Source organism: Bdellovibrionales bacterium (genome assembly GCA_018266295.1).
Classification (GTDB): Bacteria; Bdellovibrionota; Bdellovibrionia; order Bdellovibrionales; family Bdellovibrionaceae; genus JACMRP01.
In genome coordinates, this window is sequence record JAFEAQ010000006.1 from 73,409 (window position 1) to 98,022 (window position 24,614).

25 protein-coding genes are annotated in these 24,614 nt (G+C 47.8%); 12 read left to right on the top strand and 13 right to left on the bottom strand.

Annotated features, from left to right (window positions below; translation table 11 throughout):
* The 4 genes from JSU04_04580 to recG form a co-directional block, all read right to left on the bottom strand.
* On the bottom strand, positions 1–1,470 hold the full coding sequence (locus JSU04_04580) for a glutamate--tRNA ligase (protein MBS1969554.1): 1,470 nt from the start codon (positions 1,468–1,470) through the stop codon (positions 1–3).
* A gap of 88 nt (positions 1,471–1,558) precedes the next feature.
* Positions 1,559–2,053: a CarD family transcriptional regulator gene (locus tag JSU04_04585; GenBank protein MBS1969555.1), complete on the bottom strand. Its 495-nt coding sequence runs from the start codon at positions 2,051–2,053 to the stop codon at positions 1,559–1,561.
* Between the two features lie 219 nt (positions 2,054–2,272).
* Entirely contained in the window at positions 2,273–4,342 is a 2,070-nt protein-coding gene (locus tag JSU04_04590) for a S8 family serine peptidase (GenBank protein ID MBS1969556.1), read from the bottom strand.
* Between the two features lie 127 nt (positions 4,343–4,469).
* The gene (gene recG / locus JSU04_04595; GenBank protein ID MBS1969557.1) at positions 4,470–6,563 is read right to left on the bottom strand and encodes an ATP-dependent DNA helicase RecG; all 2,094 of its coding nucleotides are present in this window, start codon (positions 6,561–6,563) and stop codon (positions 4,470–4,472) included.
* A gap of 59 nt (positions 6,564–6,622) precedes the next feature.
* On the opposite strand from recG, the gene JSU04_04600 reads away from it, so the two are divergent.
* The 4 genes from JSU04_04600 (at position 6,623) to JSU04_04615 (ending at position 9,343) form a co-directional block, all read left to right on the top strand.
* Entirely contained in the window at positions 6,623–7,570 is a 948-nt protein-coding gene (locus JSU04_04600; protein ID MBS1969558.1) for an HD domain-containing protein, read from the top strand.
* Between the two features lie 29 nt (positions 7,571–7,599).
* Positions 7,600–8,070 (top strand): hypothetical protein, encoded by a 471-nt coding sequence (locus tag JSU04_04605; protein MBS1969559.1) that lies wholly within the window; start codon positions 7,600–7,602, stop codon positions 8,068–8,070.
* Positions 8,071–8,404: 334 nt separating this feature from the next.
* Positions 8,405–8,947 (top strand): hypothetical protein, encoded by a 543-nt coding sequence (locus JSU04_04610; GenBank protein ID MBS1969560.1) that lies wholly within the window; start codon positions 8,405–8,407, stop codon positions 8,945–8,947.
* 87 nt (positions 8,948–9,034) lie between these two features.
* Positions 9,035–9,343 (top strand): terminase small subunit, encoded by a 309-nt coding sequence (locus JSU04_04615; GenBank protein MBS1969561.1) that lies wholly within the window; start codon positions 9,035–9,037, stop codon positions 9,341–9,343.
* A 6-nt stretch (positions 9,344–9,349) separates the two neighbouring features.
* On the opposite strand, the gene JSU04_04620 is transcribed toward JSU04_04615, so the two are convergent.
* Complete coding sequence (locus JSU04_04620; protein ID MBS1969562.1) at positions 9,350–10,123, bottom strand: transporter substrate-binding domain-containing protein; 774 nt, start codon at positions 10,121–10,123, stop codon at positions 9,350–9,352.
* A 114-nt stretch (positions 10,124–10,237) separates the two neighbouring features.
* Positions 10,238–11,074 carry a hypothetical protein gene (locus tag JSU04_04625; protein MBS1969563.1) on the bottom strand — a complete coding sequence of 279 codons (837 nt, stop codon included), beginning with the start codon at positions 11,072–11,074 and terminating at the stop codon, positions 10,238–10,240.
* A 102-nt stretch (positions 11,075–11,176) separates the two neighbouring features.
* Between JSU04_04625 and JSU04_04630 the strand changes: the two genes are divergently transcribed.
* Both JSU04_04630 and JSU04_04635 read left to right on the top strand, forming a co-directional pair.
* Entirely contained in the window at positions 11,177–11,968 is a 792-nt protein-coding gene (locus JSU04_04630; protein MBS1969564.1) for a TIGR02147 family protein, read from the top strand.
* The gene (locus JSU04_04635) at positions 11,965–12,639 is read left to right on the top strand and encodes a hypothetical protein (protein ID MBS1969565.1); all 675 of its coding nucleotides are present in this window, start codon (positions 11,965–11,967) and stop codon (positions 12,637–12,639) included. Before JSU04_04630 ends, JSU04_04635 begins: the two co-directional genes overlap by 4 nt.
* 3 nt (positions 12,640–12,642) lie before the next feature.
* Here the strand turns inward: JSU04_04635 and JSU04_04640 are convergent, their stop codons facing one another.
* The 3 genes from JSU04_04640 to JSU04_04650 are packed head-to-tail and all read right to left on the bottom strand — an operon-like array spanning position 12,643 to position 15,981.
* A complete protein-coding gene (locus tag JSU04_04640) occupies positions 12,643–13,566 on the bottom strand; it encodes an ABC transporter ATP-binding protein (protein MBS1969566.1) in 924 nt (307 codons plus the stop codon).
* On the bottom strand, positions 13,566–15,047 hold the full coding sequence (gene lysS, locus JSU04_04645) for a lysine--tRNA ligase (protein MBS1969567.1): 1,482 nt from the start codon (positions 15,045–15,047) through the stop codon (positions 13,566–13,568). The genes JSU04_04640 and lysS overlap by 1 nt, the downstream gene beginning before the upstream one ends.
* Before the next feature lie 10 nt (positions 15,048–15,057).
* Entirely contained in the window at positions 15,058–15,981 is a 924-nt protein-coding gene (locus JSU04_04650; protein MBS1969568.1) for a class I fructose-bisphosphate aldolase, read from the bottom strand.
* A 152-nt stretch (positions 15,982–16,133) separates the two neighbouring features.
* On the opposite strand from JSU04_04650, the gene JSU04_04655 reads away from it, so the two are divergent.
* Both JSU04_04655 and JSU04_04660 read left to right on the top strand, forming a co-directional pair.
* The gene (locus tag JSU04_04655; GenBank protein ID MBS1969569.1) at positions 16,134–16,691 is read left to right on the top strand and encodes a NifU family protein; all 558 of its coding nucleotides are present in this window, start codon (positions 16,134–16,136) and stop codon (positions 16,689–16,691) included.
* Positions 16,692–16,716: 25 nt separating this feature from the next.
* Positions 16,717–18,021: an MATE family efflux transporter gene (locus tag JSU04_04660; GenBank protein MBS1969570.1), complete on the top strand. Its 1,305-nt coding sequence runs from the start codon at positions 16,717–16,719 to the stop codon at positions 18,019–18,021.
* Here the strand turns inward: JSU04_04660 and JSU04_04665 are convergent, their stop codons facing one another.
* Complete coding sequence (locus tag JSU04_04665; protein MBS1969571.1) at positions 18,022–18,459, bottom strand: hypothetical protein; 438 nt, start codon at positions 18,457–18,459, stop codon at positions 18,022–18,024.
* Between the two features lie 267 nt (positions 18,460–18,726).
* Here JSU04_04665 and JSU04_04670 point away from each other — a divergent pair, with 267 nt between their 5' ends.
* Together JSU04_04670 and JSU04_04675 are read left to right on the top strand one after the other, a co-directional pair.
* Positions 18,727–19,554: a hypothetical protein gene (locus tag JSU04_04670; GenBank protein MBS1969572.1), complete on the top strand. Its 828-nt coding sequence runs from the start codon at positions 18,727–18,729 to the stop codon at positions 19,552–19,554.
* A gap of 15 nt (positions 19,555–19,569) precedes the next feature.
* A complete protein-coding gene (locus JSU04_04675; protein ID MBS1969573.1) occupies positions 19,570–20,511 on the top strand; it encodes a DUF4105 domain-containing protein in 942 nt (313 codons plus the stop codon).
* Positions 20,512–20,604: 93 nt separating this feature from the next.
* On the opposite strand, the gene JSU04_04680 is transcribed toward JSU04_04675, so the two are convergent.
* Both JSU04_04680 and JSU04_04685 read right to left on the bottom strand, forming a co-directional pair.
* On the bottom strand, positions 20,605–21,585 hold the full coding sequence (locus JSU04_04680; protein MBS1969574.1) for a hypothetical protein: 981 nt from the start codon (positions 21,583–21,585) through the stop codon (positions 20,605–20,607).
* An 8-nt stretch (positions 21,586–21,593) separates the two neighbouring features.
* Positions 21,594–22,472 carry a trypsin-like serine protease gene (locus tag JSU04_04685; GenBank protein MBS1969575.1) on the bottom strand — a complete coding sequence of 293 codons (879 nt, stop codon included), beginning with the start codon at positions 22,470–22,472 and terminating at the stop codon, positions 21,594–21,596.
* Positions 22,473–22,675: 203 nt separating this feature from the next.
* Here JSU04_04685 and JSU04_04690 point away from each other — a divergent pair, with 203 nt between their 5' ends.
* Both JSU04_04690 and JSU04_04695 read left to right on the top strand, forming a co-directional pair.
* A complete protein-coding gene (locus JSU04_04690; GenBank protein MBS1969576.1) occupies positions 22,676–22,945 on the top strand; it encodes a hypothetical protein in 270 nt (89 codons plus the stop codon).
* A gap of 140 nt (positions 22,946–23,085) precedes the next feature.
* Positions 23,086–23,364, top strand: a complete 279-nt coding sequence (locus JSU04_04695; protein ID MBS1969577.1) for a hypothetical protein — start codon at positions 23,086–23,088, stop codon at positions 23,362–23,364.
* Positions 23,365–23,503: 139 nt separating this feature from the next.
* On the opposite strand, the gene JSU04_04700 is transcribed toward JSU04_04695, so the two are convergent.
* Positions 23,504–24,484, bottom strand: coding sequence for a deoxyhypusine synthase family protein (locus JSU04_04700; protein MBS1969578.1), 981 nt, complete (start codon positions 24,482–24,484; stop codon positions 23,504–23,506).
* Positions 24,485–24,614: the final 130 nt, after the last annotated feature.

Genomic DNA, 24,614 nt, shown 5'->3' on the forward strand with positions numbered 1-24,614 from the left:
TTACCCAATCTTTGCCAAGACTTTATTTGCGCGATCCACCAACGAAGAGGTCTTAATCAGCGGCACGAGATCTTTCAATTCAGTTCCATGCGGCTGACCGATCACAGCAACACGAATCGGCTGGAACAAGTTCTTACCTTTCGCGTTGGCTTTTACCTTCACTTCGTCTTGGAGTTTCAAGAACTCGTCCCCCGTGAGATAGTCTTTGCCTGAGGCCTGAACCAAATCACGCCATGCAGTCAAAACAGCTTTTGTCGGCTCCCATGCCAAAGCTTCATCTGCTTCCGGCAATATCGCAAAGGATTTGTCACTGAGCGGTCTATAAAGCTCGATCGCATCGACAAGAGTTTCCATTTTCGGCTTAAACGCCGCTACAGACCTTTCCTGCCAAGCGGGATCATTCGGGAACTCCATGTGCTCGCGAGCCAGGAACGGTTGAATCTCTTTCCAGAGAGCCGCATCCGAAAGCGCGCGCAAGTGCATCGCGTTCACCCATCTGAACTTCACACGGTTGAACACAGCACCGGCCGCCTGCAGGCGAGAAATATCAAAAGTACGAATCATGTCATCGACATCGAAGATCTCTTTACCTTCAGGATGCGACCAACCCAAAAGAGCAATGAAGTTTAAAACAGCCGAAGGCAAATAACCCTCTTGTTTCAATTGCCCGCAAGCCACCGCACCTTTACGTTTAGAAAGTTTTTGTCGGTCGTCATCGAGGATCAATGAAATGTGACCAAACTGCGGCGGCATCCACCCCATCGCTTCATAAATCATTAACTGTCGCAAAGTATTTGGCAGATGTTCTTCCGCACGGAAGACATGACTCATCTCCATCAGATGATCATCGATCACACAGCAGAAGTTATAAACCGGCATCCCGCCCGAACGAAGAAGCACGAAATCCCCAACCATATCGGATGGGAATTTCACTTCGCCACGAACGAGGTCGTTAAAAATATAGTCTTTCTTAAGGTCACGGGTTTTAAAACGAACAACGGCCTTACCACCTTCAGCGATTTTCTTCTGAGCTTGCTCAAGCGTCCAATCCTGATAAGGAGAGTTGATTTGCGGCGCACGTCCCGCTTTGATCGCGGCTTCACGCTGTTCTTCAATCTCTGCATCGGTCATGAAGCAGTAGTAGGCTTTGCCGGCCTTCAAAAGTTTATCGGCAATTTCTTTGTAGATATGCTGACGTTCACTTTGCTTGTAAGGCCCGAGAGGTCCCATGTCTTTGAGTGTGACAGGATCAACGCCCTCTTTCCAAAGCAGGTTCAACCAAACCATATCATCAACCACGCCGCGAAGAGATTCAGACGTGGAGCGGGCCTCGTCGGTATCTTCGATACGCAAAATAAAATCACCGCCATTTTTCTTGGCGAAGAGATAGTTGTAAAGTGCTGTACGAGCACCGCCAACGTGAAGATAACCTGTCGGAGAAGGAGCAAAGCGAACACGAACTTTAGACATGATGAACCCCTGAAACGAAAAGAGCCCGGGTTTTATCCCGAGCTCTCAATAATGTCTAATTTTACTAGAAAAATCAACGCCCTACGGCCTACGGAGCTACGCCGAAGATCGCTTTCACTTCTTCTTCTTTGAAAAGCTCTTCTTGGCTTGTCGCCAAAGTCAGCTCCTTCAGAAGCAAAGTACGCGCTGTATCGAGCATCTTACGCTCACCGAAACTCAACTCTTTATCAACTTTCAGCAAGAACAAGTCGCGCAAAACTTCCGCGATCTCAAAAACAGAACCTGTTTTAATCTTTTCCATGTATTCGCGATAACGACGATTCCAAGTTTGGTTGTCGATTTTAACGTCTGTTTCGCGTAGAATGCTAACGACACGGCCAGCTTCTTCTTTAGAGATGATCGGGCGAAGACCCACAGACTCCACGTTGTCACGCGGGATCATGATCTTCATGCCTGTATCAAGAATCTGGATAGAATAAAAAGTCTGTTTGTTACCGAGGATCTCTTTTGTTTCAATCGCCGTGACTCTACCCACGCCGTGGCCTGGATAAACCGCATTGTCACCAACTTTAAAAGTCACCATCGGAAGACCTCCCTCTTTGGGCTCAAAACCACATTAGTTGCTAGCGATCCTACAGATTCCCCACCCATAGAAATGCCAACCACAAGACGAACTGAGAGCCTTGGAGTTTTTAACAAATTTGACACGAGTTATCAAATGAAAGCCGGTTCGGCTGGAAAAAATACAAAAAGGCCTCGCTTTTGACGAGGCCTTCCATAAGTAATTTCAATAACTTACAGCTTACATCTCACGCGCTGTATAAACCAGAGCGTAGGGCTGTTTCCCGTTTTTACCTTGAGGCACTTTCGCACCAGACACTGTCAACGTGTAAGTACCTGCTGGCAGGTTCGAAAGCTCGATGACTTCATTGTTGTTCACGTGATCGTTCTTGTTCACGTTTTGACCGTTCCCAGTCAAAGTCAAATCAAGGTCGTTCACCAAAGCCACCGCTGCATCCGGAGAAGCGGGAGCATCTGTATAAACCAAGTTTGCCAAGATAGAGCCCGGAGCCGAGAGCGTTACAGTCACACTGACTTGCTCCCCTTGACCCACGCCCGTTCTATTATCAACGAACTGAGTTTTGTTCGTGAGGTTTGCAACGTTTGAAACATCCGTGCGGCCGTAACCTTCATCAGAATTTGGACGACGTGTGATCAATTCTTGACCGCGAGCTGCACCGACTTCGCCGTATTGGCCAGGGTACATATCAACTGCTGTGTGAAGCAAAGTTGCTTTCAACAACGCCGCTGATGGACTTGCGATTTGGAATTTTTCTTGAAGCACTTGGCGAGTCACTGCTGCAGCACCAGCCACCAAAGGCGTCGCCATGGAAGTACCGCCAGAGTATGCGTAGTCCGCATTGTAAGCACCCCAAAGATCACTAGCACCGGCAACGTGAGAACGGTTGCTCAAAATGTTTGTACCTGGAGCCACGATTTCAGGCTTCGTACGGCCATCCAACGTAGGACCACGAGAAGAGAACATCGCCACACCGTTGATATTGTCAGAAATGTACGAGCTGTAGATCGGCTCTGCGCTCCACTCGTCAGCAGCCGCGCGCAATTTGCTGATAGGAACTTGGATACCACCCGTGCTGAGCAGATTTTCAGAAGCACCTACAGTCAAAGCGTTCTTCGCTGTGCCTGGAGAAGAGATCGAACCCGAATCGATACGGCCGTCTTTGTTTTTATCAACACCGCTGTTACCCGCTGCGAATACGATCAACATATCAGGATTGTTGAACATGAAATCGTCGACGCTGGAAGCGTAGTTGTCGTAAGCACCGAAGTTACGAGCCGCACCCCAAGAGTTAGAGTGAACGCGCGCACCGTCTGCATACGCTTTAGAGAACAAGTCTTGGATCTTAGATGGAACCGTGAGGTTCTTCATCATCGGAGACCACATCCCCTCAGGAATGAAAGTCGCTGCGTAAGCGCCCCCATGAATTTTACCACCAGAAGCCGTTCCGCGACCAAGGATAGAACCCGCTACGTGAGTTCCGTGTCCCATTGGATCATCCCAACCTTTAGAGAAAAGACCGAAGATGTAACCTTTAACAACGGCACCTTGGAAATCCGGAGATAAGTTGCCTTCACCGTTATCAAGACCTGTATCAGCCATTGAAACGATTTGATTGCGACCTGTGTAACCCATCGCCCAAGCAGCGTCGAAGTTCATCACTTTCGTGCCAGTTTCATAACCATTGATATCAGAGTAGTCGCCAGCACCTTGAGGAGCTGTCACGCCACTTTGATCGTCAAAAGTCATGTGCATTGGTTTCATGTCGACGTAAGGTTGAACGTGTTCAACACCTGTGATGGCTGCAACATTACGAACCATCGCACGCGGCACAACTGCGACGATGGATTTACCGTCAGCAACATGAACTGTTGATTGCGGCAAGTTTCTGATCGCCAAAGCGATGTCTTTTGTTTCAGTCGCTTTGAATGTTTTTACCAAAACGGCTGTTTGTTCTTCTTTATTAAAGATCGAAGCTGGATCGAAGTTAGTGCTGATTTTGTATTCAGGTTTGAATGGCAAAACAGCTTCAACATTTGCGTGGCTACGCCATTGTTGAATTTTCGCGCTGGAAGCACGAACCATCAAAGCATCATCAGGAAGATAACCGAAGATTTCAGCACCGATGGCTTTCAACTCCGCTTTGTCTTTTTCTGTGATGGCGTTTTTAAACTGAACGATCAAATCTTGTGACGCTGGAGTGTTCATTTGAGCACTCAAAAGGCTCTCCGCGCGTTTCGTTTCGAAAGTTCCTGCGTTCAAGCGCAGCATCGTGCCCGCTTGCGCTGTCATTGCTGACAAAGACGCTGCTACTAGGATGTACTTTGAAAGTGTGTTCACTTTCCCCTCCCCCTTGGATGTTTGGGAAAATCAGATCACGCAGTCGAACAAGTGTATATTAAAAAGATGGAAGGTTACGCTATGCGATGCCAGCAAGAGCAGCGGGGCCATGGGTTTTTGTCAGTTCTTCACGCAAAGCTTGGTTCTCGGCAAACTTTAACTGCGCATCTTTACGAAGCACTTCAAATGCGGCTTCACGGGCTTCTTGCAAGATCGAGATATCGCGAACCAGGTTCGCCATTTTAAACCCAGGCAATCCCGACTGACGAGTGCCCATAAATTCACCAGGTCCGCGCATTTCTAAATCGAATTCGGCAATTTTAAATCCATCCGTCGTGCGCTCCATGAACTCGGTGCGCTGCTTTGCTTCTTCAGACACTGCGTAGCCCATAATAAGGATGCAATAACTTTTGTGTGCCCCCCGCCCGACACGGCCGCGCAACTGATGGAGCTGCGACAGACCAAAGCGTTCGGCATGTTCAATGATCATAATGTTGGCATTTGGAACATCGACACCGACTTCGATCACTGTGGTTGAAACTAAAACCTGCAACTCGCCAGCGCGGAAACGATCCATGACGTCGTCTTTTTCCTGCGGCTTCATTTTACCATGCAAAAGACCTAAGCGAAGCTTCGGGAACATCTGTTGAAGCTTTTCAAATTCGCTGATGGCATCCTTGAGGTCGATTTTCTCGCTCTCTGCCACGAGTGGATAAACGATATAGGCCTGACGACCTTTTTCAATTTGTTCGACCATGAACTGCAGGGCTGCTGATTTTTTATTATCAAAAACCACGCGGGTTTGAATCGGACTGCGACCCGGCGGCATCTCATCTATAATAGAGACATCCAAATCCCCATAAACCGTCATCGCCAAAGTTCGCGGGATCGGGGTCGCGGTCATCACCAAGAAATGCGGTGAGCGGCCTTTGTTTTTCAAAATGCCTCTTTGTTCAACACCAAAGCGATGCTGTTCATCGATGATCACAAGTGCCAGGGATTTGAAAACCACTTCGTCTTCAATCAAAGCATGGGTCCCGATAAGGAAGTCAATCTCACCATCTGCCAAGTTTTGCAGCAACTCTTTACGTTCAGAGGTTTTAGTTTTTCCGGTGAGCATCCCCAGCTTCAACCCCAGTGGAGTCAGCAGTTTTTGTGCATTTTTAAAATGCTGTTCAGCGAGAATCTCCGTGGGCGCCATCAAACAGCTTTGCATGCCGCTTTCTGCAGCAAAAATCGCCGCCATGAAACTCACCAAAGTTTTTCCCGAGCCCACGTCCCCTTGAACCATTCGGTGCATTGGTGTTGGTTTTTCGAGATCGGCTTTGATTTCCTGAAAGGCTTTTTTCTGGGCATTTGTCAGCTCAAACGGCAGAGATTTTTGCAACGCCGTGATTTTTGCCCCATCACTGTGCAATGCCACTCCTTGCTCTTTTTTAAAGCCGGTTTTTTTCGATGCGAGGAATAGCTCCAACCAGAAAAACTCCTCGAAAATAATCCGCCGATGCGCCGGCGTTTTGAGTTCTGCATAAGCCGTACCTAAACTCGGGTCCGGATTGTGGATGAGGTTCAATGCTTTTCGGCGCGAGATCAGTCCATACTTTTGCACAATCCACGGCGGCAACAATTCCGCCGGCCAGTTTTCATCAGGAATTTGCTGAAGCGAGGCCTTAATAAAACGATGAATTTTCGAAGTCCCGAAGCCTTCGATCTCGGTATAGAGCGGAATCAGCGCATCCCCGGTTTCTTCTTCGGGATCTACATCACGAATGTCCGGATGATGGAATTCTGCGCGGCCGCGGTAATCAGTAACTTTGCCAACGACTCGGACTTCTTTGAAGGGCGTGAAGCGCTCAAAATACCCTTTGTAAGGAACGCGGAAAAACTTGCACTTGATTTGCCCTGAAGAATCACGAACCACCACATCATACATTTTTCTGTGGGACTTTCCCATGTTGATACTGGAAACAGAAACGACTTGAGCCTTCACGCTCACAATGTCCCCGACTTTGAGGCTGGCAATATTACGAGCCGCACGCTGATCTTCATACGCGCGTGGATAAAATTCCAAAAGTTCGCCCACAGTACGGATACCGTGTCTCGAAAAGAGTGAAGCCAGTTTGGGACCGACTCCCTTGAGGTACTGTAATGAGGTGTCTAGACGAAGGGCCATGTTGATCAAATTTCCATCTTTTGATTTTCGAGTCAATAATTCCATGGAATAATAGAGACATGCAGCAGGAAGCTTATTTTAGAATACGTCTCAGTACGATCCGTCCATCGAAAGCGACGTCTTTCGATATCTTCATTCATATCAACGGCCAAATGGTTCACTATTTGAAGGCCGGAGATAAACTCTCAGAACTTAAAATTGAATCTCTGCACAACAAAGACACAGGCAACTCTTTCTTCGTTCCTACTGCGCAAAAAGAAGCTTATCGTGACTGGGTGAAAGAGGAAATGAATTCAGACGATCTAAATCCGTTTGAAAAGTCAAAAATCCTGCGCGAGTCGTCGGTGGCTCTGATGGAAGATCTGTTTGAAAATCCTGACGTGAATACAGCCTTGGACGAATCTCGTCCCATCATCAAAAACTTCATCGACTTCATGGAGAGCGCGCCCGAGGCGATGGGCTACATGATCAGCCTTTCGGGCCATGACTTCTACACTTACAATCACTCTTTGGACGTGAGTATTTACTCTCTGGGACTCGGCACAGCGCTGACCTTCAACAAAACCGATCTCGAAGAACTTGGCGTGGGCTCGTTGTTTCATGACATCGGCAAGCGCAATGTCAGCCTCGATATTTTGTGCAAAAAAGGCGGTTTGGACGACGCAGAATGGGAGCAAATGAAGCGTCACCCTCAATACGGCCTGATGATTCTCAATCAAAACCCCAACATCAGCGATGCCATTAAGGCGGCCTGCTTTGAGCATCACGAAAGCTTCGCCGGAAATGGATATCCACAAGGGATTTCTGGACAAGAAATTCACCCTTTCGCACGCATTGTCGCCATCACGGATACCTATGATGCCATGACAACTCAGCGTTCCTACAACGTGCCTCTAAAGCCTTTCGATGCCGTCACCATGATGAAAGAAAAGCTCGCCGGCCGTTATGATCCTGAGTTCTTAAAGGCAATGTATTCCGTGTTGTTTAAACTTAGCAAAGCGGCCTAAATGTAGACTGCTTTTTGTTCGGGGTTCCTATGTTTCAGCTCATCTTGAAAACTCATCTCGCATTTTTACTGATTCCCCTTTTGACTTTGGCGCTTGAACCAACAAACCCGAGTGGACTCTGCGATCGCTTCCTCGGCGATAAAGACAAAGCTCAGTGCATGCTGAAAACCACGAAAGACCCTCTGGATTGGTACGCTTCGTCTGCGTGTGCCCTTCAACAAGAGGACAAGAACTTTATGAGCTGCCTTGATGAGATCAAGGGGGCGACGTTTAACCCTGAGGCGCTAGAGCTCTGTGCGAAGTCGACCGACATCTCTGATGAGTCCCGTATTAGCTGCATTAAAAAGATTAAAAACAAAGACTACTCTCGCGCCCAAATAAAGAAATGCGCTGATAGTGGCGAGCTTTCCAATATGGAGAGCTGCTTGTTTAATTCGGGTCGCACACCCGCAAGCAACGCGCCGGCACCGGGCTTCCAAGCGCTCGAAATCAAGAAATAGACAACCAGAAATCGCCACAAATTTTCCTACAAAAATGCGAGTTGTTTAGTTCATCGAACACTCGCTTCATTACCGAACAGTAATGTTTCCGCCTCTACACGATCGTGTTTACACCCCAAACCAACAAAAATTAAGCGACTCGTTAAAAACGTAACAAGAGTCTTATGTTACTGTAAACACGTACCTTTTTAGTACAATCAAGCGTTTAATTTGCATTTTATGTTAAGATGATGTTAAGATTTTTTGACAATCACTAATTTATTTGCTCCAATCAGAATTGCGGACAAACCGAAACATTGCACTCTCGCAATGTTCGGAAATGATGAGGGTGAAAATGACAGAAGGACAGACTACCGGATCAACCGGCCAAGATGCGAAGACTGCAGCGGACTACTTAATAACTATTTTCAATGAACGAAAAGAGAAGAACCCACGTTATTCTCTACGAGCTTTCGCACGATCGCTCGGCGTATCATCAGGACAGCTTTCAGAAATTCTCTCAGGAAAGAGACCACTTTCTCACAAGCTCGCACGAAGAATTTCAATTGCACTTGCACTCACCGAAGACGAATCACAAAAGCTCATCCACCTTGTATCGCAACAAAGTCAATTCCTCGAAGCTGCTGGCAGCAATTCTCGCTCTCTTTCCGAAGAAGAGATCGCACTTATGTCTATCGCTCAAAATTTGGATTCTAAATTGAAACTCAACTTGGACTTCCAAAACACTCCGGAGTCTCAAAACTTTGCAGACATGGATCAAGAGATCGTTCTCGAAGTGAAAAAGGCCATCCGCAATTTCCGCAAGAAATTAAAGAAGGTTCTTGATGCTGAAAAGAAAGCAGGCCTTGGCATGCTCAGCGCGGAGAAGGCTGTTTAATCGCCCTTCCCTATTCAAAAATGACAGCTTTAAAGGCCGTAACAAAAGTTGCGGCTTTTTTTATACCTTCATGCCATCCTAGAGGGCATGAGAATTCGTCAAGTCGGTTTTTCCTCACGCCTCAAAGCTCATCGCAAGCTCCTCACCTTGGAGACGCTTAAATTCATCGTAGAATTCCTTAAGGACGGCAATGCCCGTATGGCAGCACTCCGCTCAGGGGTGCCCGAGACCTATGCCTCACGCCAAGGAGCGTGGCTTAAGAAGCACCCGATCGTCCAGGCCGCGATGGAGGCCGAGGTCGATGAACGCGAACTGCTTCAGCTTACCAAAGCCGTTGCAGAGATTGAGCGGCAGATGGAGATTTGCAAAGACATTCTCGGCCTGCAGGACTACTAAAGCAGCCTATGGATTAGGACCCTTTAAGAAGTCCTTAAAGGTTTTACCGGTATATTTTTGATAGACCTGATCGACATAGCCTCGCACAAAAAGCTCATTGATCTTTTTATTGAGTTTTCTATGGAGCAAGCGATCTTTAATTTCTACAAACGTCGGAACTAAATCCACCGAGGGATACAAAATCCGCACCTTAAGATTTTCACGTTTGATCATTGCCGCGGCCTGATATGGGTCATCAATGTAAAGATCAATTCTTTTCGCCGACAGTTTTCGCAGATTTAAAATAACTTCATTTTCTTCTTCAACGAGCCACTTCTTGTTCTGCTTGATCTTCTCCGGATAACCATAATCTTTCGTGAAGCCAATGTGCTTACCATCAAATTGCGTCAGCGACGTGTATTCTTTAAAAGGCGAATCCTGCGGCACCATCACATTGAGAGTCCAGTACTCAAGCGGCTTATCTAAATAGTACATTTTTTTATTTTTACCCGCTTCCGTGGTAAAGAACGCGCCGCTGATTTCGCCACTGCGACTGAGAACAAAGCAGCGATAAGCATAGTTGACCTCTTCCACTGCAAGCTTATAACCGAGCTCTTCCAAAGCTTTCTTCATGATGTCGTAGGTCACACCACTGTCGATAATTCCCTGCGAATTTTTAATCGCATATGGCTGGTACTGTTCCGCACAAAAGGTGAGCGTTTTGGGAACCGCGTGGGCTGGAGCTAACAGGAGGTGATAAATAAGAATGAGCATCATCACTGCCCGTATCCATTGGCTCATGACCTCATGTCAACGAAGATAGCAAATCTCTTCTCAGATTGTGGTTCATGGAAGCTGCTTTCAACTCGAACATAGAAATTTTAGACTTATTTTTTTGGATCTGTCGCTTGATAACTAGGGAATCTGATAGACACAGCGAAATCCGATATCATCAAATCTGTCCGTGTTGTTAAACGCCGTCTCTGCGCGAAAAATTCCTGACGTGGTTCCTTCCCCCCAATTGCCGCCACGAAACGTCGCACCGCCGGCAGAAAATGAGTTGAGCTTTCCTAAGCCACCGTACTCACCGGAATTTAACGAGGTGTATGTTCCTCCGGGACCAAACATCGCCTTCGCGGTTGTGTTTGTTACCTGTGAAATAAATTGCGTAAGGCTGTAATTCACGTTGGCATCTTTGACCCACTCATTCACGTTCCCGGCAAAATCCCAGATCACCTGACCGTTAGAAAGTGTGTGCGTACGCTTCAGCGCAAAGTTCACCGTCGACGTGCAGCCACTGCCGCCGTTGCTGCCATAGAGTCCGTCAGTCCCGGCACAGGCTGTGACACTCGATGATGAAGCGCTGTTGCCGCGATTGATTGCCCCGGAGCCGACAACTCCCGACGACCAGTTGGTAGCGACGTTTTCGATGTTTCTCGCAATCGCCTGCCACTGATCATTTGAAATTAAATCATAGCGGCTACCATTGGCCTGACAGCCGGCGATGGCTTCGGCGCGAGTGACAGACCCCCAAGGCGTTCCTGTCGGCTGCGAAACAGCGACGCCTCCGACATTCTTTGCTTCATAAGCACCAACACAGAAATCCGTGCTGGCATAGCCTGGAAGTGCCGGCACTTGAGCATATCCCGGAGGACAAAGTTTTGGATTTTTCCAAAACCAGACAGGAATCGTCTGAGCATATAAAAAGTAAACGCCTACAAAGAAAAAATTAAAAAATAAAATACTTCTCATGCATTCAGGCTTACGGTAGGTCGCCGCTTTTTAATAGAGGACTCAGACCTTTAACCGTTCCAACTCTCGCCTGGAATCTTGCTCTTTTAAGAAGCTCTGAATATGAACAGGAAGCTTATGGCCGAACGTAAAACTATCGCCGAAATTTTGAAGACGATATTTGAAGGGCGAAAATCCAAAAACAGATCCTACTCTTCGCGGGCTTTTGCCCGTGATCTGGGAATTTCTCCGGGCCGTCTTTCTGAAATCATGTCAGGCCAAAATATTCCAGGCACAGAAATCACGCGTAGAATCGTCCAGGGATTGAAGCTGAATTTTCAAGACTCTCAATGGGTAATGGACGTTATTCGCGATCAAAAAAATCTGCATCAAGAAATCAAAGGCGCGCGCCAGCTCGCAGCCGATGAGTTTTCGCTGATTGCCGACCGCAAGAATTTTTCTTTATTGTGTTTGATGGAAACCGACGGCTTTCAGTCGGATGTGGCGTGGATGGCAAAGCGCCTTCGCACCACAAAACCGGCGGTTGAGAAAATTCTAGAACGTCTGATGCGCCTTCAGTTGGTACAACTGGAAGACGGCATTTATAAAAGTCTTCAGAAAGACATCACGACTTCCCACAACGTTTCTTCAGATGCCATTCGTAAGTATCACCGCCAGGGTATCGAGCATGCGATGGAGTCCTTGAATGAAGACAGCATTGACGTCCGTGATATCACGAGCATTGAAATGCCCGCAGACCCGCGCAAAATCAATGATATCCGGGTGCTGATCCGGGACTTCCGCCGTAAGGTTGCAGGCCTTCTGGAGGCCGGAGATAAAACCGAAGTCTATCGCCTAAATATTCAACTCGTCCCTGTCACAAAGACGTCCGCAAGAAAAGGAGCGTCCCAATGAGTTTAATCCGTAATACTTTGCTGGTGCTGACATTGGCTTTTGCAAGCCTCAGCTTTGCCGGCGTTAGCCTTGAATGGAAAGAAGTCGGTAACGGTGGCAAGATCCTTCTTTGTGATTCTACTGTGCAAGCGCTGGATGTTTACGAAGCTCAAGTCGTGTATTACTTGCATCCCCATCCGCAGTCGCTCACTCAAGTGGATAACTTTTCAAAATTGAGTATCCACGACAATTTTGACTTAAGCCTGAAGACGGCGAACAAATTCTTGCTTCGTCTAAAAAAGCGCGATGCGGATCTTTGGGAAAAATATAGCGAGCTCTTACAACGTTTCCGCCAAGAGAGCTTCTTTTTGACGGATCGTGAACTCGCCCCCACTCCGGATGAAGATATCACTCAGATCCCGGCAACCTGTGAGCTTCGTCAGCTGATCGTTCAAAGAAATCCGATCTATAATGGCACACGCTATGTGATTGACCGCAAACTCTGGCTAAGACTTCCGTCCGAACAACAGGCGGCAATGATTATTCATGAGATTGTCTATTCCGAAGCTCTGGAGCGCAGAAAAGACCTGATGAGTTCACGCGCAGTTCGTCGCATGACGGGACTCATCCTGTCACAGGAACTCGCGACACTACCGCAGTCGATGTATGAGATCGTAAAGAAGGATCTGTAAGGTCTATTTTTTCTTTTTATCGGCTTTTTTATCAGTGCTGAAGCGAACCGCCTCATAACCGCCCGAAAAGTTGCGGGCTTTTTTGTAACCGAGTCTTTGTAAAGCCCAGGTCACAGAGCCCGAACGAACACCGTGATTACTGATCAGATCAATCTCGGTCATTTCTGTAATGCCTTTTTCATTCAGCATTTTCATGACAGCAGGATTTGGATCCATGTTTTCCGTAAAGAACTCACGCCAATCAATATTATAGAATCTAAACTGGCGAGGCGTGCGCTTATTAAGGTTGTCGATAGAGTATTCCTCCGGCGAACGCACATCAATCACAACGAAGTTAAGATCCTTGATTGGCAGTGGAGCTCCGCTCAGTGCTTTTGTGCGAGCACGTGTCGGAAAGTAGCTCGTGCCTTCGATTTTAGATTTCAGCTCATCCCAGCCGATCGCAAGGTCTTGATTCAGTTGGGGCGTCCAGAAGTTCTTGTTTTTGATCTCAGCCCCGCCCTCCCGGCGCTCACGGAAATCTTCAACATTTGCAAGCTGGATATTTGTGATGCCAAGACTTTCCAAAGTCCAAGCGACACGCCCCTCTTCGCCTTTACCGAGCTGACCTTTGCCGACAATTAAAACCGGCGTCTGAGGGTCTATACCAATTAAAGCCAAACGGCGCGCGATGGGATGGAGATCTTTTTCAATAAGACCGCGATAGTCCGGAGCACGTCGGGAAAAGTCCTCCCACGCCACATTCACGGAGCCCGGAATATGCGAAAGATTAAAGTCCATCGGAGCACGGACATCCAAAATCACGGTATTTGCCGTGACCTTGGCCTTTTGCACTTCTTTACGAGAAACCACCGGTGTCTCCGAAGTGACTTTCGTCGGCTTCGGCGCACAGGAAACTAGAAAAAGAAATGCAAGAAGGTATCTCATTATTTGCCTCCGAATTTCATCGTTGGGAAGAAGATGATGTCACGGATACTTGGACGATCGGTTAGGATCATCACGATACGTTCAATCCCGATGCCCACGCCACCTGTTGGCGGCATGCCAGAATCAATCGCCATCAAGAAGTCTTCATCCATTGGATGCGCTTCTTCATCTTTACCACGATTGGCTTCTTGTTCTTTCAAACGCGCCAACTGATCTTCTGGATCGTTCAACTCAGAATAAGCATTACCGATTTCCATGCAAGCGGCGAACGGCTCAAAACGCTCGACCAAGCGCTTGTCTTTGCGGTGAATTTTTGTCAGTGGAGAAATTTCAACGGGGTGATCCATCACAAAGGTCGGCTGCCACAAGTGCTCTTCGGCTGTGAGTTCGAAAAGTTCCATGATCATTTCGCCACGGTTGTACTTTTCTTTCTCGCGCGTACCTGCTTTTTTGAGAGCTTCGAAGATTTCATCGTCGCTCGCCTTTTCAGGATCAAGCTTCGCGTACTCTTTCACGCCATCATAAACAGTCAAACGACGCCAAGGCGGAGTGAAATCGATTTCTTTGCCCTGGTAATTCACTTTCATGCTGCCGGTGATTTTTTGCGCGAGGGTTGAAATCAACTCTTCGAATTGATTCATTTGATAGTTGTAATCTGTATAAGCTTCATAGAACTCAAGGAGCGAGAACTCAGGATTGTGAGTACGGTCGATGCCTTCGTTACGGAAGTTTTTACTAATTTCATACACTTTCTCGTAGCCGCCAACAATCAGGCGCTTCAAGTAGAGCTCAGGCGAAATTCTCATGTAGAGTTTCATGTCCAAAGCTTTGTGATGAGTCGTAAACGGTGTCGCCGCAGCTCCTCCGTAGATTGGTTGCAACGTCGGAGTCTCAACTTCCATGAATCCGCGGTCATCTAGGAATCTGCGGATTTCTTTAATGATCTTAGAACGAGTTTCGAAAACTTTGCGAGAATCCGGATCCGTCATCAAATCCAAGTGACGATGACGGTACTTGATTTCCACGTCTTGAACGCCGTGGAATTTTTCTGGCAATGGCTCCAAAGTCTTAGTCAGGATCTGAATGTGTTTGCAGTAAAGCGAGAACTCGCCCTTCTGAGATTTAAACACATAACCTTCCACACCCACGATATCACCGAGGTCGAGAAGCTCAAACGCCGCACGCTCTTGTTCAGAGAGCTCTTCAACTTTTACGTAAACTTGCAAAGTGCCTGTTTGATCTTGAACGTTGAAGAAGGAAGCCTTCCCCATTGAACGCAAAGTCATCAGACGGCCGGCAATGCGATATACAGACTCAGGCTTCTTTTCACCTGGCTGCAAACCTGCTGCGTATTTCGCAACAAGCTCCGCCACCTTCCCCGTGCGATCGTAAGTGTAAGGGTAAGGATTGATGCCCTTTTCTCGAAGGGCATGGAGTTTACGGCGTTTCTCCGCTCTCAGCGGATTCTCGTGAGTCGACATGAACTGGCTCCTAAAGTGATTTGCCTGCGAACGTTTCCATCACACTGTGTAGCAACTGGATGGATTCTTGTTTTGGTCTTTGGAAAGCATTACGGCCCATGATCGAACCGAAGCCACCGCCCTGAGCGATTTCTTTGATTTCCTTCATGAGATCGTCGGTTGTTTTCGCTTCGCCACCAGAGAAGATCACGATGCGTTTACCGTTGAAAGATGATTGAACCACGTGACGGATACGATCCGCCATTGTCGCAACCTTGATGCCTTGAGCTTGGTAAACTTTTTTCGCCGCTTCTTGCTCGATGTGGGCAGAAGGTGGTTTTACTTTGATGATGTGGGCGCCCAATTGAGCTGCGATATGAGCTGAGTACGCGATCACGTCAATAGCCGTTTCGCCCTCTTTAGAGATCTGCTCACCACGAGCATAAGACCAGATGATGACGGCCAAGCCCGCTTTTTTCGCCTCAGAAGCCGCCACCGCGATTTCTTCGTACATATGCTTTCTTTCAGCGCTGCCCGGATAGATCGTGAAACCAATTCCCGCGCAACCCAAACGAAGAGCGTCGTCGATATGAGACGTCAATGCAGAGATCGGAGCTTTATTCGTGTAAAGAGTGTCGGAGTTGTTGATCTTTAAGATCAAAGGAATTTCACCAGCGAACTCACGGGCACCGGCTTCCAAAGCGCCGAGGGGAGCTGCGTAAGCATTACAACCGGACTCGATCGCGAGTTGGTAGTGGTAACTTGGATCGTAAGCATCTGGATTCATCGCAAACGTGCGCGCCGGACCGTGCTCAAAACCCTGATCCACCGGCAAAATGACGAGCTTACCTGTGCCTGCCAACTTCCCGTGATTCATCATACGCGCAAGGTTCGTCAAAGTCCCTGGGTTGTCAGCGCCATACCAGCTCAAAATCTCTCTTACTCTTGGTGTCATTATTTAGCTCCTTCGGTAGCCTCTGGGGTATTAATAAAAGATCCCAAAGAAGGTATTCATTCCGCTGTTTTTAATCAAGAATTTGAGGAAATTAACACGCTTGGCAGAAAGTGGAATTTGCTGTACATTGGCAGCCGCTAAAGGAGCTTCTTATGTCTAATCCTACAAAAGTTACTTTTGAGAGCACTCCAAACCCAGCCACCTTCAAATTCCATCTCCAGCGCCAGGTTACAGATGCGGGTTTCGACTGCCCAACAGCTCAAGAGGCCGAACGCTCTCCTTTAGCGGCAAAGCTTTTTGGCTTTCCTTGGACGAGCTCTGTTTTCGTCGGTACTGATTTTATCACCGTGACGAAACAAGACTGGGTTGACTGGAGCATGCTGGCAGAGCCTTTGGCAGGCTTGATTCAAGAGCACCTCGATAAAGGTGAACCTGTTGTGCTCAAACTCGAAGCACTGGCGGCTGATGATTCCGCGAACGATAGCCCGATTGTTAAGCAAATCAAAGGCCTCTTAAACGCTGAGATCCGCCCGGTGGTGGCTTTAGATGGCGGCGATATCGTGTTCAACAAATACGAAGATAATATTTTGTACATCCATATGCGTGGAGCTTGTGCGGGTTGCCCAAGTTCGACGGCGACCCTCAAAGAGGGCATCGAAGTCCGCATGAAGGAAGCTTTCCCAGAGATTAAAGAAGTTGTCGCAATCTAAATTCATGGCTGAAAGCCGCAAAACCATGCGGCTGGCAGTTCCCATTATTATTGGCAATGTCGGCCAAACTCTCATTACTCTCACCGACAACATCATGGTGGGAAGATTGGGTGCAGACTCTCTCGGTGCCGCAGGGTTCACCGGCGGGCTTTTCTTTGTCTTTTTGATTTTCGGCATCGGCATTTTGGCGCCGACCGCCGCCTTGTTTGCACAAAGTCACAGTCGCAACGACAACGAAGACGGTGGCGAATGGCTCCGTCACAGTGTTGCCACAGCGGCTCTCATTTCTGCCGTGCTGATGACAGCGTTGTGGTTCATGAAGCCACTCATGGAGCATATGGGTCAGACGGCTGAAGTCGTGCGCCTGTCTGAGAGCTTCGCCACGTACCTGATTTTTTCAATGTTCCCGAGCTTGGTGTATCAGGCTTACAAGCAATTTACTGACGGCATCGGCAAGGCCACGGTCGGCATGTATGTAATGATCATTTGCGTGGTATTAAATATTTTCGGCAATTACATCTTCATCAACGGCCACTTTGGTTTTCCGGCCATGGGACTCAACGGCTCGGGCCTAGCGACTTTACTCTGCCGCACGCTGATGGCACTTATGATGGTAGCCTATGTTCACCGTCATCCGGAGTTTAAAAAATACTTCGCGCAACGTTGGCGCCGGGCTTTGCACAATGTGCGCATGAAAGAGCTTTTCCGCCTCGGAATCCCGAATGGGCTCACTTATATTTTTGAAGTCGGCGCCTTTACATTCTCATCTGTGATGATGGGCTGGCTGGGTGCCGCTCAACTCGCGGCTCATCAGATTTCGTTGAATTTGGCATCAATCAGTTTTCTTGTCACCGTCGGCATTGGTGCCGCGGGCACGATCCGTGTCGGCTTTGAGTCCGGTTCTAAAAACTTCACGGCGGCTCGCTTTGCTGGCCGCGTGGCCTTGATCTTGGGCGCGGGCTATATGCTTGTCAGCGCGTTGTTTGTGTTCTTTGCGCGCGACTTGCTGGCAGCGATTTACACAAATGAACTTGAAGTGATCGCCTATGCCTCAAGCTTCCTCGCGGTGGCGGCGGCTTTCCAATTCTTCGATGGTATCCAAGCCGTGGCTGTGGGAATTCTGCGTGGACTGCAAGATACGAAATGGCCTTCGATCCTGGCATTTATCGCTTACTGGATCATCGGTTTGCCTGCGAGTTACTATTTGGCGTTCGTGGCTGATTTAAAAGGCCCCGGAGTCTGGTGGGGCCTTTTCTTCGGACTGGTTTTCACTGCGATCTTCCTGACTTTGCGTTTTGAAAGACTCAGTAAAAAGAAAATGAAAAGCTAATTACTGGCGAGTATAAATCGTCGTGCCTTGTGAGCGGCTCTCGCCATTACGAAGGCTCAGAATTTCTTCGGTCACAAGGTTGCCGTCTTGATTCAACGTAAACTTATGAGTGTCCGTACCCATCAGGGTCTGCAGCGCCACCACGAGGGCCTGGTTTTCGCATGAAATCTGCGTCGTCACCGGGCCTAAAGCGCCACCGTTTTGATCAATTTTAGAGTCGACAACATAGTCCACGGTGAAAGCATCATTTACCGACTGTGTGATTTTCAATGTGTAAGTGAGTCCGGCATCTTTTTTGACGTGGGAGACTTCATAGGTTTCCGTTTTGTTTTGATTCACAAAGGTCCCCTGAATATCCGGACATTGAGCTTGGGTGTCTGCGAGGGCGGTTGCCGATGAAAGAGCCATGATCACTGCGAAAGTTTTAAAGAGTTTCACTAAATCCTCCTTGGTTTCCGTCTCTTGTACTCCTGCCGGCGATAAAAAGCGAAGCCACAGAAAGTGTGGAATCAAAAAGAGTTTCGCAACAATAGGCAACATAGCAATATTGCAGGCTCTTGCTCCTGCCAGCGAGGCGATCCAGTGCCGCTGTAGGCGAAAAAGCGTCTAGCCAATGGGCAAAGGCGCTCCCAGATGGGATTTATTGATTTTGGCGATGGCCCCCGGCTTGCATTTCTGGCCTCCCATGGAAGTGAGGTTATCCCAGTGAAAACGGCTCTTTGGCTCTTTTTCGCAGTCCTGGCACCGCTGTCTTGGGCTTCAGCTCAAGACCACGGCTTATCTTGTAAACCCCTTCCCGCGGAAGCTGCGGCTCCGCTCGGTGAATCTTTTTATGAAGGATACGTGAACGCGTTTGGCTTTCCAGAGGCCGGCGGCAACGTGAATCGCGTTAATTACCTCAAAGGCAAAATCACCGAGGCCCAAACTAAATCTCCGGACCAAGTCGAAGCTTTGCAAACCCAGTTGCAAACGGCTGAAGAACAAACCACCGCCTTCAGTGCTTTGGATCTTAAAACCCAGCACCGCCTTTATACTGAAAATCAAATCCAACTACGCATTAGCTACCTTCGTCCCTACTTGCAAAAAATCGGCTGTAACATCAGCGATCTCGATGTCTTTGCGATTTCGATTTACTCAGGATCTCAGTACAAAGTTTTAAACGACACTCTTCGCAAAGGTCCTCCTGAAGAACTCGCGAAGTATCAATTTTTGATCGACGCCATCAACGCCGGCCTCGAAAAGCTTCAGCCCTATGAAGGCGTTGTTCGTCGCGGAATCGCCCTGCTCCCGCCTGCTGTGATGAAACAATACTGCAAAGGCTGCGTGGTGGAGGAAAAAGCGTTCACAAGCACAACTCGGAACAGTTCCTACAGCAAAGCACCCCTGCAATTCGTGATTCACTCAAAGACCGGCGTTTACATTGCGCCGCTTTCCTCCGCTCCGATGGAGGAAGAAGTCTTGTTTAAGTCCGGCACGCGCTTTAAAGTTCTCAGTAAAAATAAAAACGTGATCACGATGGAAGAAGTCCCTTAAAAAGTGAGGAAGTCCATGCAGATGAAATTAAATAATAAATTCGCCTTAGCTTTTGTCGGCTTGGCATTAAGCCTTTGTTCCCTCACCGCTTTGGCAATGGATACCGAGCCTTGCCCACTGATGAAGGCCGGAAAATACAAAGGCCAATGCATCGACACTTCCGGAAAGCGCGCGGTAAAGATCGTCAGCCAGTCCGCTGACAGCATCACGGTTTTAAACTTTCGCAAAGCTGGTGTTTTCTATAAAGCGATCCTTCCTTTAAATGAGATCGGTAGCCTCAGCTACGAAGTTGTCGACCTCAACGCAAAACCCGTGAACTTCTTAAGTCTGATCAACATCTCGCACACGGAAATGCGCTTTAAACTGAAGCCAGGTTCTGTGATCAAGCTTTATCCCAATGACGAACACGATGGCGGCGCCCCGATTGAAACTGAAACTGACGTGATGGTTTCAATGAACTACATGGCACCCAAGGGCGTTCCTTATGATCCGGTAAAAGGCTTCAATGAAGATCTTTACGCCTCTGTTTTGCAAATCTTCTCTACCCAAGATGAAGTCAAAAAGCGCTTTACTGAAAATAAATTCAACGTCTATGAGGTGGACCTCAATGTAACGCCGGACCAAGCCGGCTCGATTTTGCGTGAAGCCATGATGGTGAGCCATCGCATTCAGTACGGCGTTGCTTACGACACGTGGTCTAGCAACTGCACGACTTTCTTATTTGATATTTTAGATTCAGGCTTGCACGTTAAAGACCAAAAGCCTTATCGCTTTAGTCCACTCATTGCCAACGACACAGGTTTAAAACCGGCATTGAAGGCCCTTGTAAAAAGAAACTTGGTTTCAACTTCAACCAAAGTTGAACTCCTGAATGCAGAGTTCGGTTACGGCGTCTTCCCAAGCAATAGTAATCGCTACTTCAATACGTGGATTGGCAAAAGCCTCGATTCGCACTAGTCAAAAGACTCTGATTTTTTGATGATTCTCATCAAAATAAAAAAGGCTCCGGTAAGGAGCCTTTTTTATTTTCGCGCTATTGTTACTTCAACCTTAGTTGATATTGTAACCTTGGAAGCCGGTTTTTAGCTTATCCTCTTGCTTTGCGAGATCCGCGAGTTCCTGACTGCAACTGCCGCGCAAGATGCCCTCGAGGTAGCCCACAGAAGCCTTCAGAGAATCGAAGTAATCGATCGTATCAGCACTCAAGATCACGCGCTGGCTAGGATTTGCCTGCATAAACGTGTTGTAGAAGTGTTTCTTTGAATAACAAGAGAAGAGGCCGACGATGATACCTTTATTAGGGTTCTCTTTCAAAGACGCCATAGTTCTGATAATGCCCGGGCGCTTTACCTCGTAGTAACCTTTGTAATTCACATGCTTGTTAGCCATTAGGATCGGCGGATTAAAATCTGGACCGCCCCCGTTACGAGAGTGGCCGTTGTACAATACCACGTCCGCCACTTTCAAACCGTTAAAGAAGTTGTCCTCAGACTGCAACGTCAAGAAGTTCTGACGAGCTGCTTGAGAACCTTTGTTATCAACAAATGACGGCGTTGCTGACGCCTGAGTCAGGGTCAAACGCACCAGAGTTTTCTTACCGTGAAGATCCACGTACTTTTGCAAAACCACTTTACCCTGTTTTGGGTCGCCGCTTTCATCAAAACCGCACGCTCGCAAGCTGCGGTTCCAGCAACGAGTCGTCAGCTCTTTACGAAGAGCATTGAATGTTTCGATATCGAGACTTGGAGAAAGACCATAGTTGATCCCGTTCCAGGTTCTCTCTTCACCCGTTGAATCGTCGAAATAGCCAAGAGCATAACGAATGTCGATCACACCCTTGTTCATCGCATTTGCGTAGACGCTTTCACATTTCGCCGCGCCTTCTTTTGGCGAGTTGTTATCAACGACTTTCAAATAATCGCTGATCAGCCTTGGCATCCAATAGCCATAACCATAAACGCCGCTACCATCATCTGCATTCGCAACAGAAACTACTAAAAGTGCAAAGAAAATCCACCATGTCGTCTTCATAAACCTACCTACTGATACCGATTCAACATTTTCTTTTGTTCATTGATAATCCAAGAAGCAAACGGAGCGACCTTCGTTGCTTGAGAAACTCCACGGCAAAGCTGTCTGCCATTCGGAAGAAGGTCTCCGATCGCCGCCGAGTTCACGCCGATCACCTTCAGCACACTTCCCTTGTTGTAAAACTCAGGCCCACCGGAATCGCCCTGGCAAACAAAGTTTTTAGAAGTTGGTGCAATAAAATATCTGTCTGGAGTTTGATTGTAAGTCGCATTCACACGCATCACGCCACGACGAAGATAGCCTCCACCGCCTGAGCCGTAATCACCTGGCGTGCCGGTGTAGTCGTACAAGCGGCCATAGCCATAGACGTAGACATCCGCGTTTGAATAATCAGCCGCGACGTCGGAATCGATACTGACCGGTGCAAAACCTTGCGGCAGGTCTCCACTGAACATTGCAATCGCGATGTCATGATCGTAAAGACGCGGTTTTCTCTGAAGCGTGTTGTAGTCAGGATGGCTTTTTGTCGCAACTCCTGGACGAGAAATGCGCGTGCCGAAATCAACGACCTGGGTGCTAAATACGACGTTGAAGCTCTTTACATCAGGAATAAGGTCTGAATCAAAACAGTGAGCAGCTGTGAGTACGATGTTTTTAGCAATGAGTGTGGCTGTGCAGTAAGACTGGCGCATGCCATTTTTTTTGAGGAACTCAAGATACACAACACTGCGAGATGCCGGCGTTGTGCGCGTTGAAATCATTGTCCCATCAAGAATTGCGGACTCCTGAACGGATGTTACTTCATTTTTGAAAGAAGATTCTGGCGCACAAGCCACGCAAACAAGCAAGCTCGACAATAGAATCCGCTGGATCGATTTCACTGGCATTTCCCCTATGACAAAGCGGTGGGATTTAAGCCCAAGTTTCGTCAAAAGGGACCTTGTTTGTCACCGCGTTGTAATTTATTCCAGTCCTTTTCGTTCCGCTTCACATAGGCAACAAATTAGCGGGGTTTGACTAAATCGACACCACTCCCTCGCAGGCCCTCGACAGCCTTCCCCTAGCATTTTCTCATTCCATAGGAGGATTTATGAAGCTGCTTATTACCGCCCTGTTGGTGATGCTGGGCCTTGGCTATATCGCTGAGGCCAATGAATACTACGATCAAGAACTGCAACCCATGTATCGTAGTTGCAATTCGAAGTATCTGCGCCATCCAGAGACTTGCTGGAGTGATACAAAGGAATGTCCTCCGGGCTGGGATGGACAAGCCAGCTACTGCTGGAGCCGCACGAAAGGAAAATTCTATCGCTGCGGAACTGTGTGTGAATCGATTTATCGCGGCAGCGGTGGACACTGACGGATCACTTTAAGTGGTTCGTTGTCTTCGGCAACAGAAAAGATTTGTCAAAACACGCATTACCGAAGTGTCACGTGAGTTCAATCACTGCCAAACATTAAAACTTATTTCACGACAACAAATCCATAAGGAGGATTGGAATGAAAAAGTTTTTAGCGTCTGCATTGATGGTAATGTTCGCCACTTCGGCTCTAGCAGCAGAGACTGCTTATGTATTGGTACCCCTGCGCGTAGGTGCAGGCCAAGAGTACGTTGATCCATGTCCGGGGAATGCCCCAGTACCTGCAAACGGTATGTGCGGTGACGGTCGTACCTGCCCTATGGGTTATGAGCCTACGACAAAAATGTGTTGGGACGGTCACTGGTTCAGTGAGTGTGGCATCACATGTAAAAACATGCATCTTTGGGACGGCAACTAAGAAATAAAAAAGGCTTCGTAAGAATTTACGAAGCCTTTTTAGTTTTTTTATTTTGGAAGTGAGAGCTGGGCATAGTCCAGTTGAGCTTCGCTGCCCTTCGGGTCGGCCCGCCGGGCCTCCACCTCCTGCCTGTAGGGCACTACCAGCCCAAAACGTAACCGAAAATCAGAGGAGCAACGATCGTCGCATCTGATTCTACGATGTAGCTTGGAGTTGTTGGAGCGAGTTTACCCCAAGTGATTTTCTCATTTGGAATCGCACCTGAGTAGGAGCCGTAAGAAGTTGTCGAGTCAGAGATCTGAGCGAAGTAGCTCCACAATGGAACATCTTCATGACCCAAATCTTGCTCAAGCATCGGCACTACGCAGATTGGGAAGTCACCCGCGATACCACCACCGATTTGGAAGAAGCCCACTGGGTTCTTTTTAGAAGCGCCCATGTACCACTCAGCCCAAGTCTTCATGTACTCGATACCACCTTTAACAGTGGTTGATTTTTTGATGTCGCCTTTAATGCAGTGACCGGCAAAGATATTGCCCAAAGTAGAGTCTTCCCAGCCCGGAACAACCATTGGAAGATTTTTTTCAGCAGCCGCCAACAACCAAGAATTTTTTGGATCGATTTGGTAGTACTGGTTCAATTTGCCAGAGAGAAGAATTTTGTACATGAACTCGTGCGGGAAGTAAGACTCCCCTTTTTTATCAGCCTCTTGCCAGTATTCCAAAACAACGTTCTCGATACGGCGGATAGCTTCTTCTTCAGGAATGCAAGTGTCCGTTACACGGTTCAAATGCTTTTCCAAAAGTTTTTGCTCATCTTGTGGAGTCAAATCACGGTAGTTCGGGATGCGAACGTAGTGATCGTGAGCCACCAAGTTGAATACGTCTTCTTCAAGGTTTGCACCTGTGCAAGAGATCGCGTGAACTTTACCTTGGCGGATCATTTCAGCAAGGCTTAAACCCAACTCAGCAGTCGACATCGCGCCCGCCAAAGTCACAAGCATCTGACCTTTATTGTCGATATGCTTTTTGTAACCAACAGCAGCGTCTTTCAAAGCCGCAGCGTTGAAGTGGCGATAGTGGTGATCAATAAACTTGGTAATAACTCCATTGGTATTCATAGCTTAGCCCTCTTTTTTTGAAGCCCTAAGTCATACCAGAACCAAAGCTAAAGACAAGCCCTAGTTTTAGGCAAAAGGCCCCGTCTCGGTTTGAGACGTCTAAAATTCCAGCACGCGGATGACAATCCTC

Bases quoted from the DNA above. Each gene is read 5' to 3' on its own strand.
- JSU04_04580 (MBS1969554.1), bottom strand. From the start codon at position 1,470: ATGTCTAAAGTTCGTGTTCGCTTTGCTCCTTCTCCGACAGGTTATCTT.
- JSU04_04585 (MBS1969555.1), bottom strand. From the start codon at position 2,053: ATGGTGACTTTTAAAGTTGGTGACAATGCGGTTTATCCAGGCCACGGC.
- JSU04_04590 (MBS1969556.1), bottom strand. From the start codon at position 4,342: ATGACAGCGCAAGCGGGCACGATGCTGCGCTTGAACGCAGGAACTTTC.
- recG (MBS1969557.1), bottom strand. From the start codon at position 6,563: ATGGCCCTTCGTCTAGACACCTCATTACAGTACCTCAAGGGAGTCGGT.
- JSU04_04600 (MBS1969558.1), top strand. From the start codon at position 6,623: ATGCAGCAGGAAGCTTATTTTAGAATACGTCTCAGTACGATCCGTCCA.
- JSU04_04605 (MBS1969559.1), top strand. From the start codon at position 7,600: ATGTTTCAGCTCATCTTGAAAACTCATCTCGCATTTTTACTGATTCCC.
- JSU04_04610 (MBS1969560.1), top strand. From the start codon at position 8,405: ATGACAGAAGGACAGACTACCGGATCAACCGGCCAAGATGCGAAGACT.
- JSU04_04615 (MBS1969561.1), top strand. From the start codon at position 9,035: ATGAGAATTCGTCAAGTCGGTTTTTCCTCACGCCTCAAAGCTCATCGC.
- JSU04_04620 (MBS1969562.1), bottom strand. From the start codon at position 10,123: ATGAGCCAATGGATACGGGCAGTGATGATGCTCATTCTTATTTATCAC.
- JSU04_04625 (MBS1969563.1), bottom strand. From the start codon at position 11,074: ATGAGAAGTATTTTATTTTTTAATTTTTTCTTTGTAGGCGTTTACTTT.
- JSU04_04630 (MBS1969564.1), top strand. From the start codon at position 11,177: ATGAACAGGAAGCTTATGGCCGAACGTAAAACTATCGCCGAAATTTTG.
- JSU04_04635 (MBS1969565.1), top strand. From the start codon at position 11,965: ATGAGTTTAATCCGTAATACTTTGCTGGTGCTGACATTGGCTTTTGCA.
- JSU04_04640 (MBS1969566.1), bottom strand. From the start codon at position 13,566: ATGAGATACCTTCTTGCATTTCTTTTTCTAGTTTCCTGTGCGCCGAAG.
- lysS (MBS1969567.1), bottom strand. From the start codon at position 15,047: ATGTCGACTCACGAGAATCCGCTGAGAGCGGAGAAACGCCGTAAACTC.
- JSU04_04650 (MBS1969568.1), bottom strand. From the start codon at position 15,981: ATGACACCAAGAGTAAGAGAGATTTTGAGCTGGTATGGCGCTGACAAC.
- JSU04_04655 (MBS1969569.1), top strand. From the start codon at position 16,134: ATGTCTAATCCTACAAAAGTTACTTTTGAGAGCACTCCAAACCCAGCC.
- JSU04_04660 (MBS1969570.1), top strand. From the start codon at position 16,717: ATGCGGCTGGCAGTTCCCATTATTATTGGCAATGTCGGCCAAACTCTC.
- JSU04_04675 (MBS1969573.1), top strand. From the start codon at position 19,570: ATGCAGATGAAATTAAATAATAAATTCGCCTTAGCTTTTGTCGGCTTG.
- JSU04_04680 (MBS1969574.1), bottom strand. From the start codon at position 21,585: ATGAAGACGACATGGTGGATTTTCTTTGCACTTTTAGTAGTTTCTGTT.
- JSU04_04685 (MBS1969575.1), bottom strand. From the start codon at position 22,472: ATGCCAGTGAAATCGATCCAGCGGATTCTATTGTCGAGCTTGCTTGTT.
- JSU04_04690 (MBS1969576.1), top strand. From the start codon at position 22,676: ATGAAGCTGCTTATTACCGCCCTGTTGGTGATGCTGGGCCTTGGCTAT.
- JSU04_04695 (MBS1969577.1), top strand. From the start codon at position 23,086: ATGAAAAAGTTTTTAGCGTCTGCATTGATGGTAATGTTCGCCACTTCG.
- JSU04_04700 (MBS1969578.1), bottom strand. From the start codon at position 24,484: ATGAATACCAATGGAGTTATTACCAAGTTTATTGATCACCACTATCGC.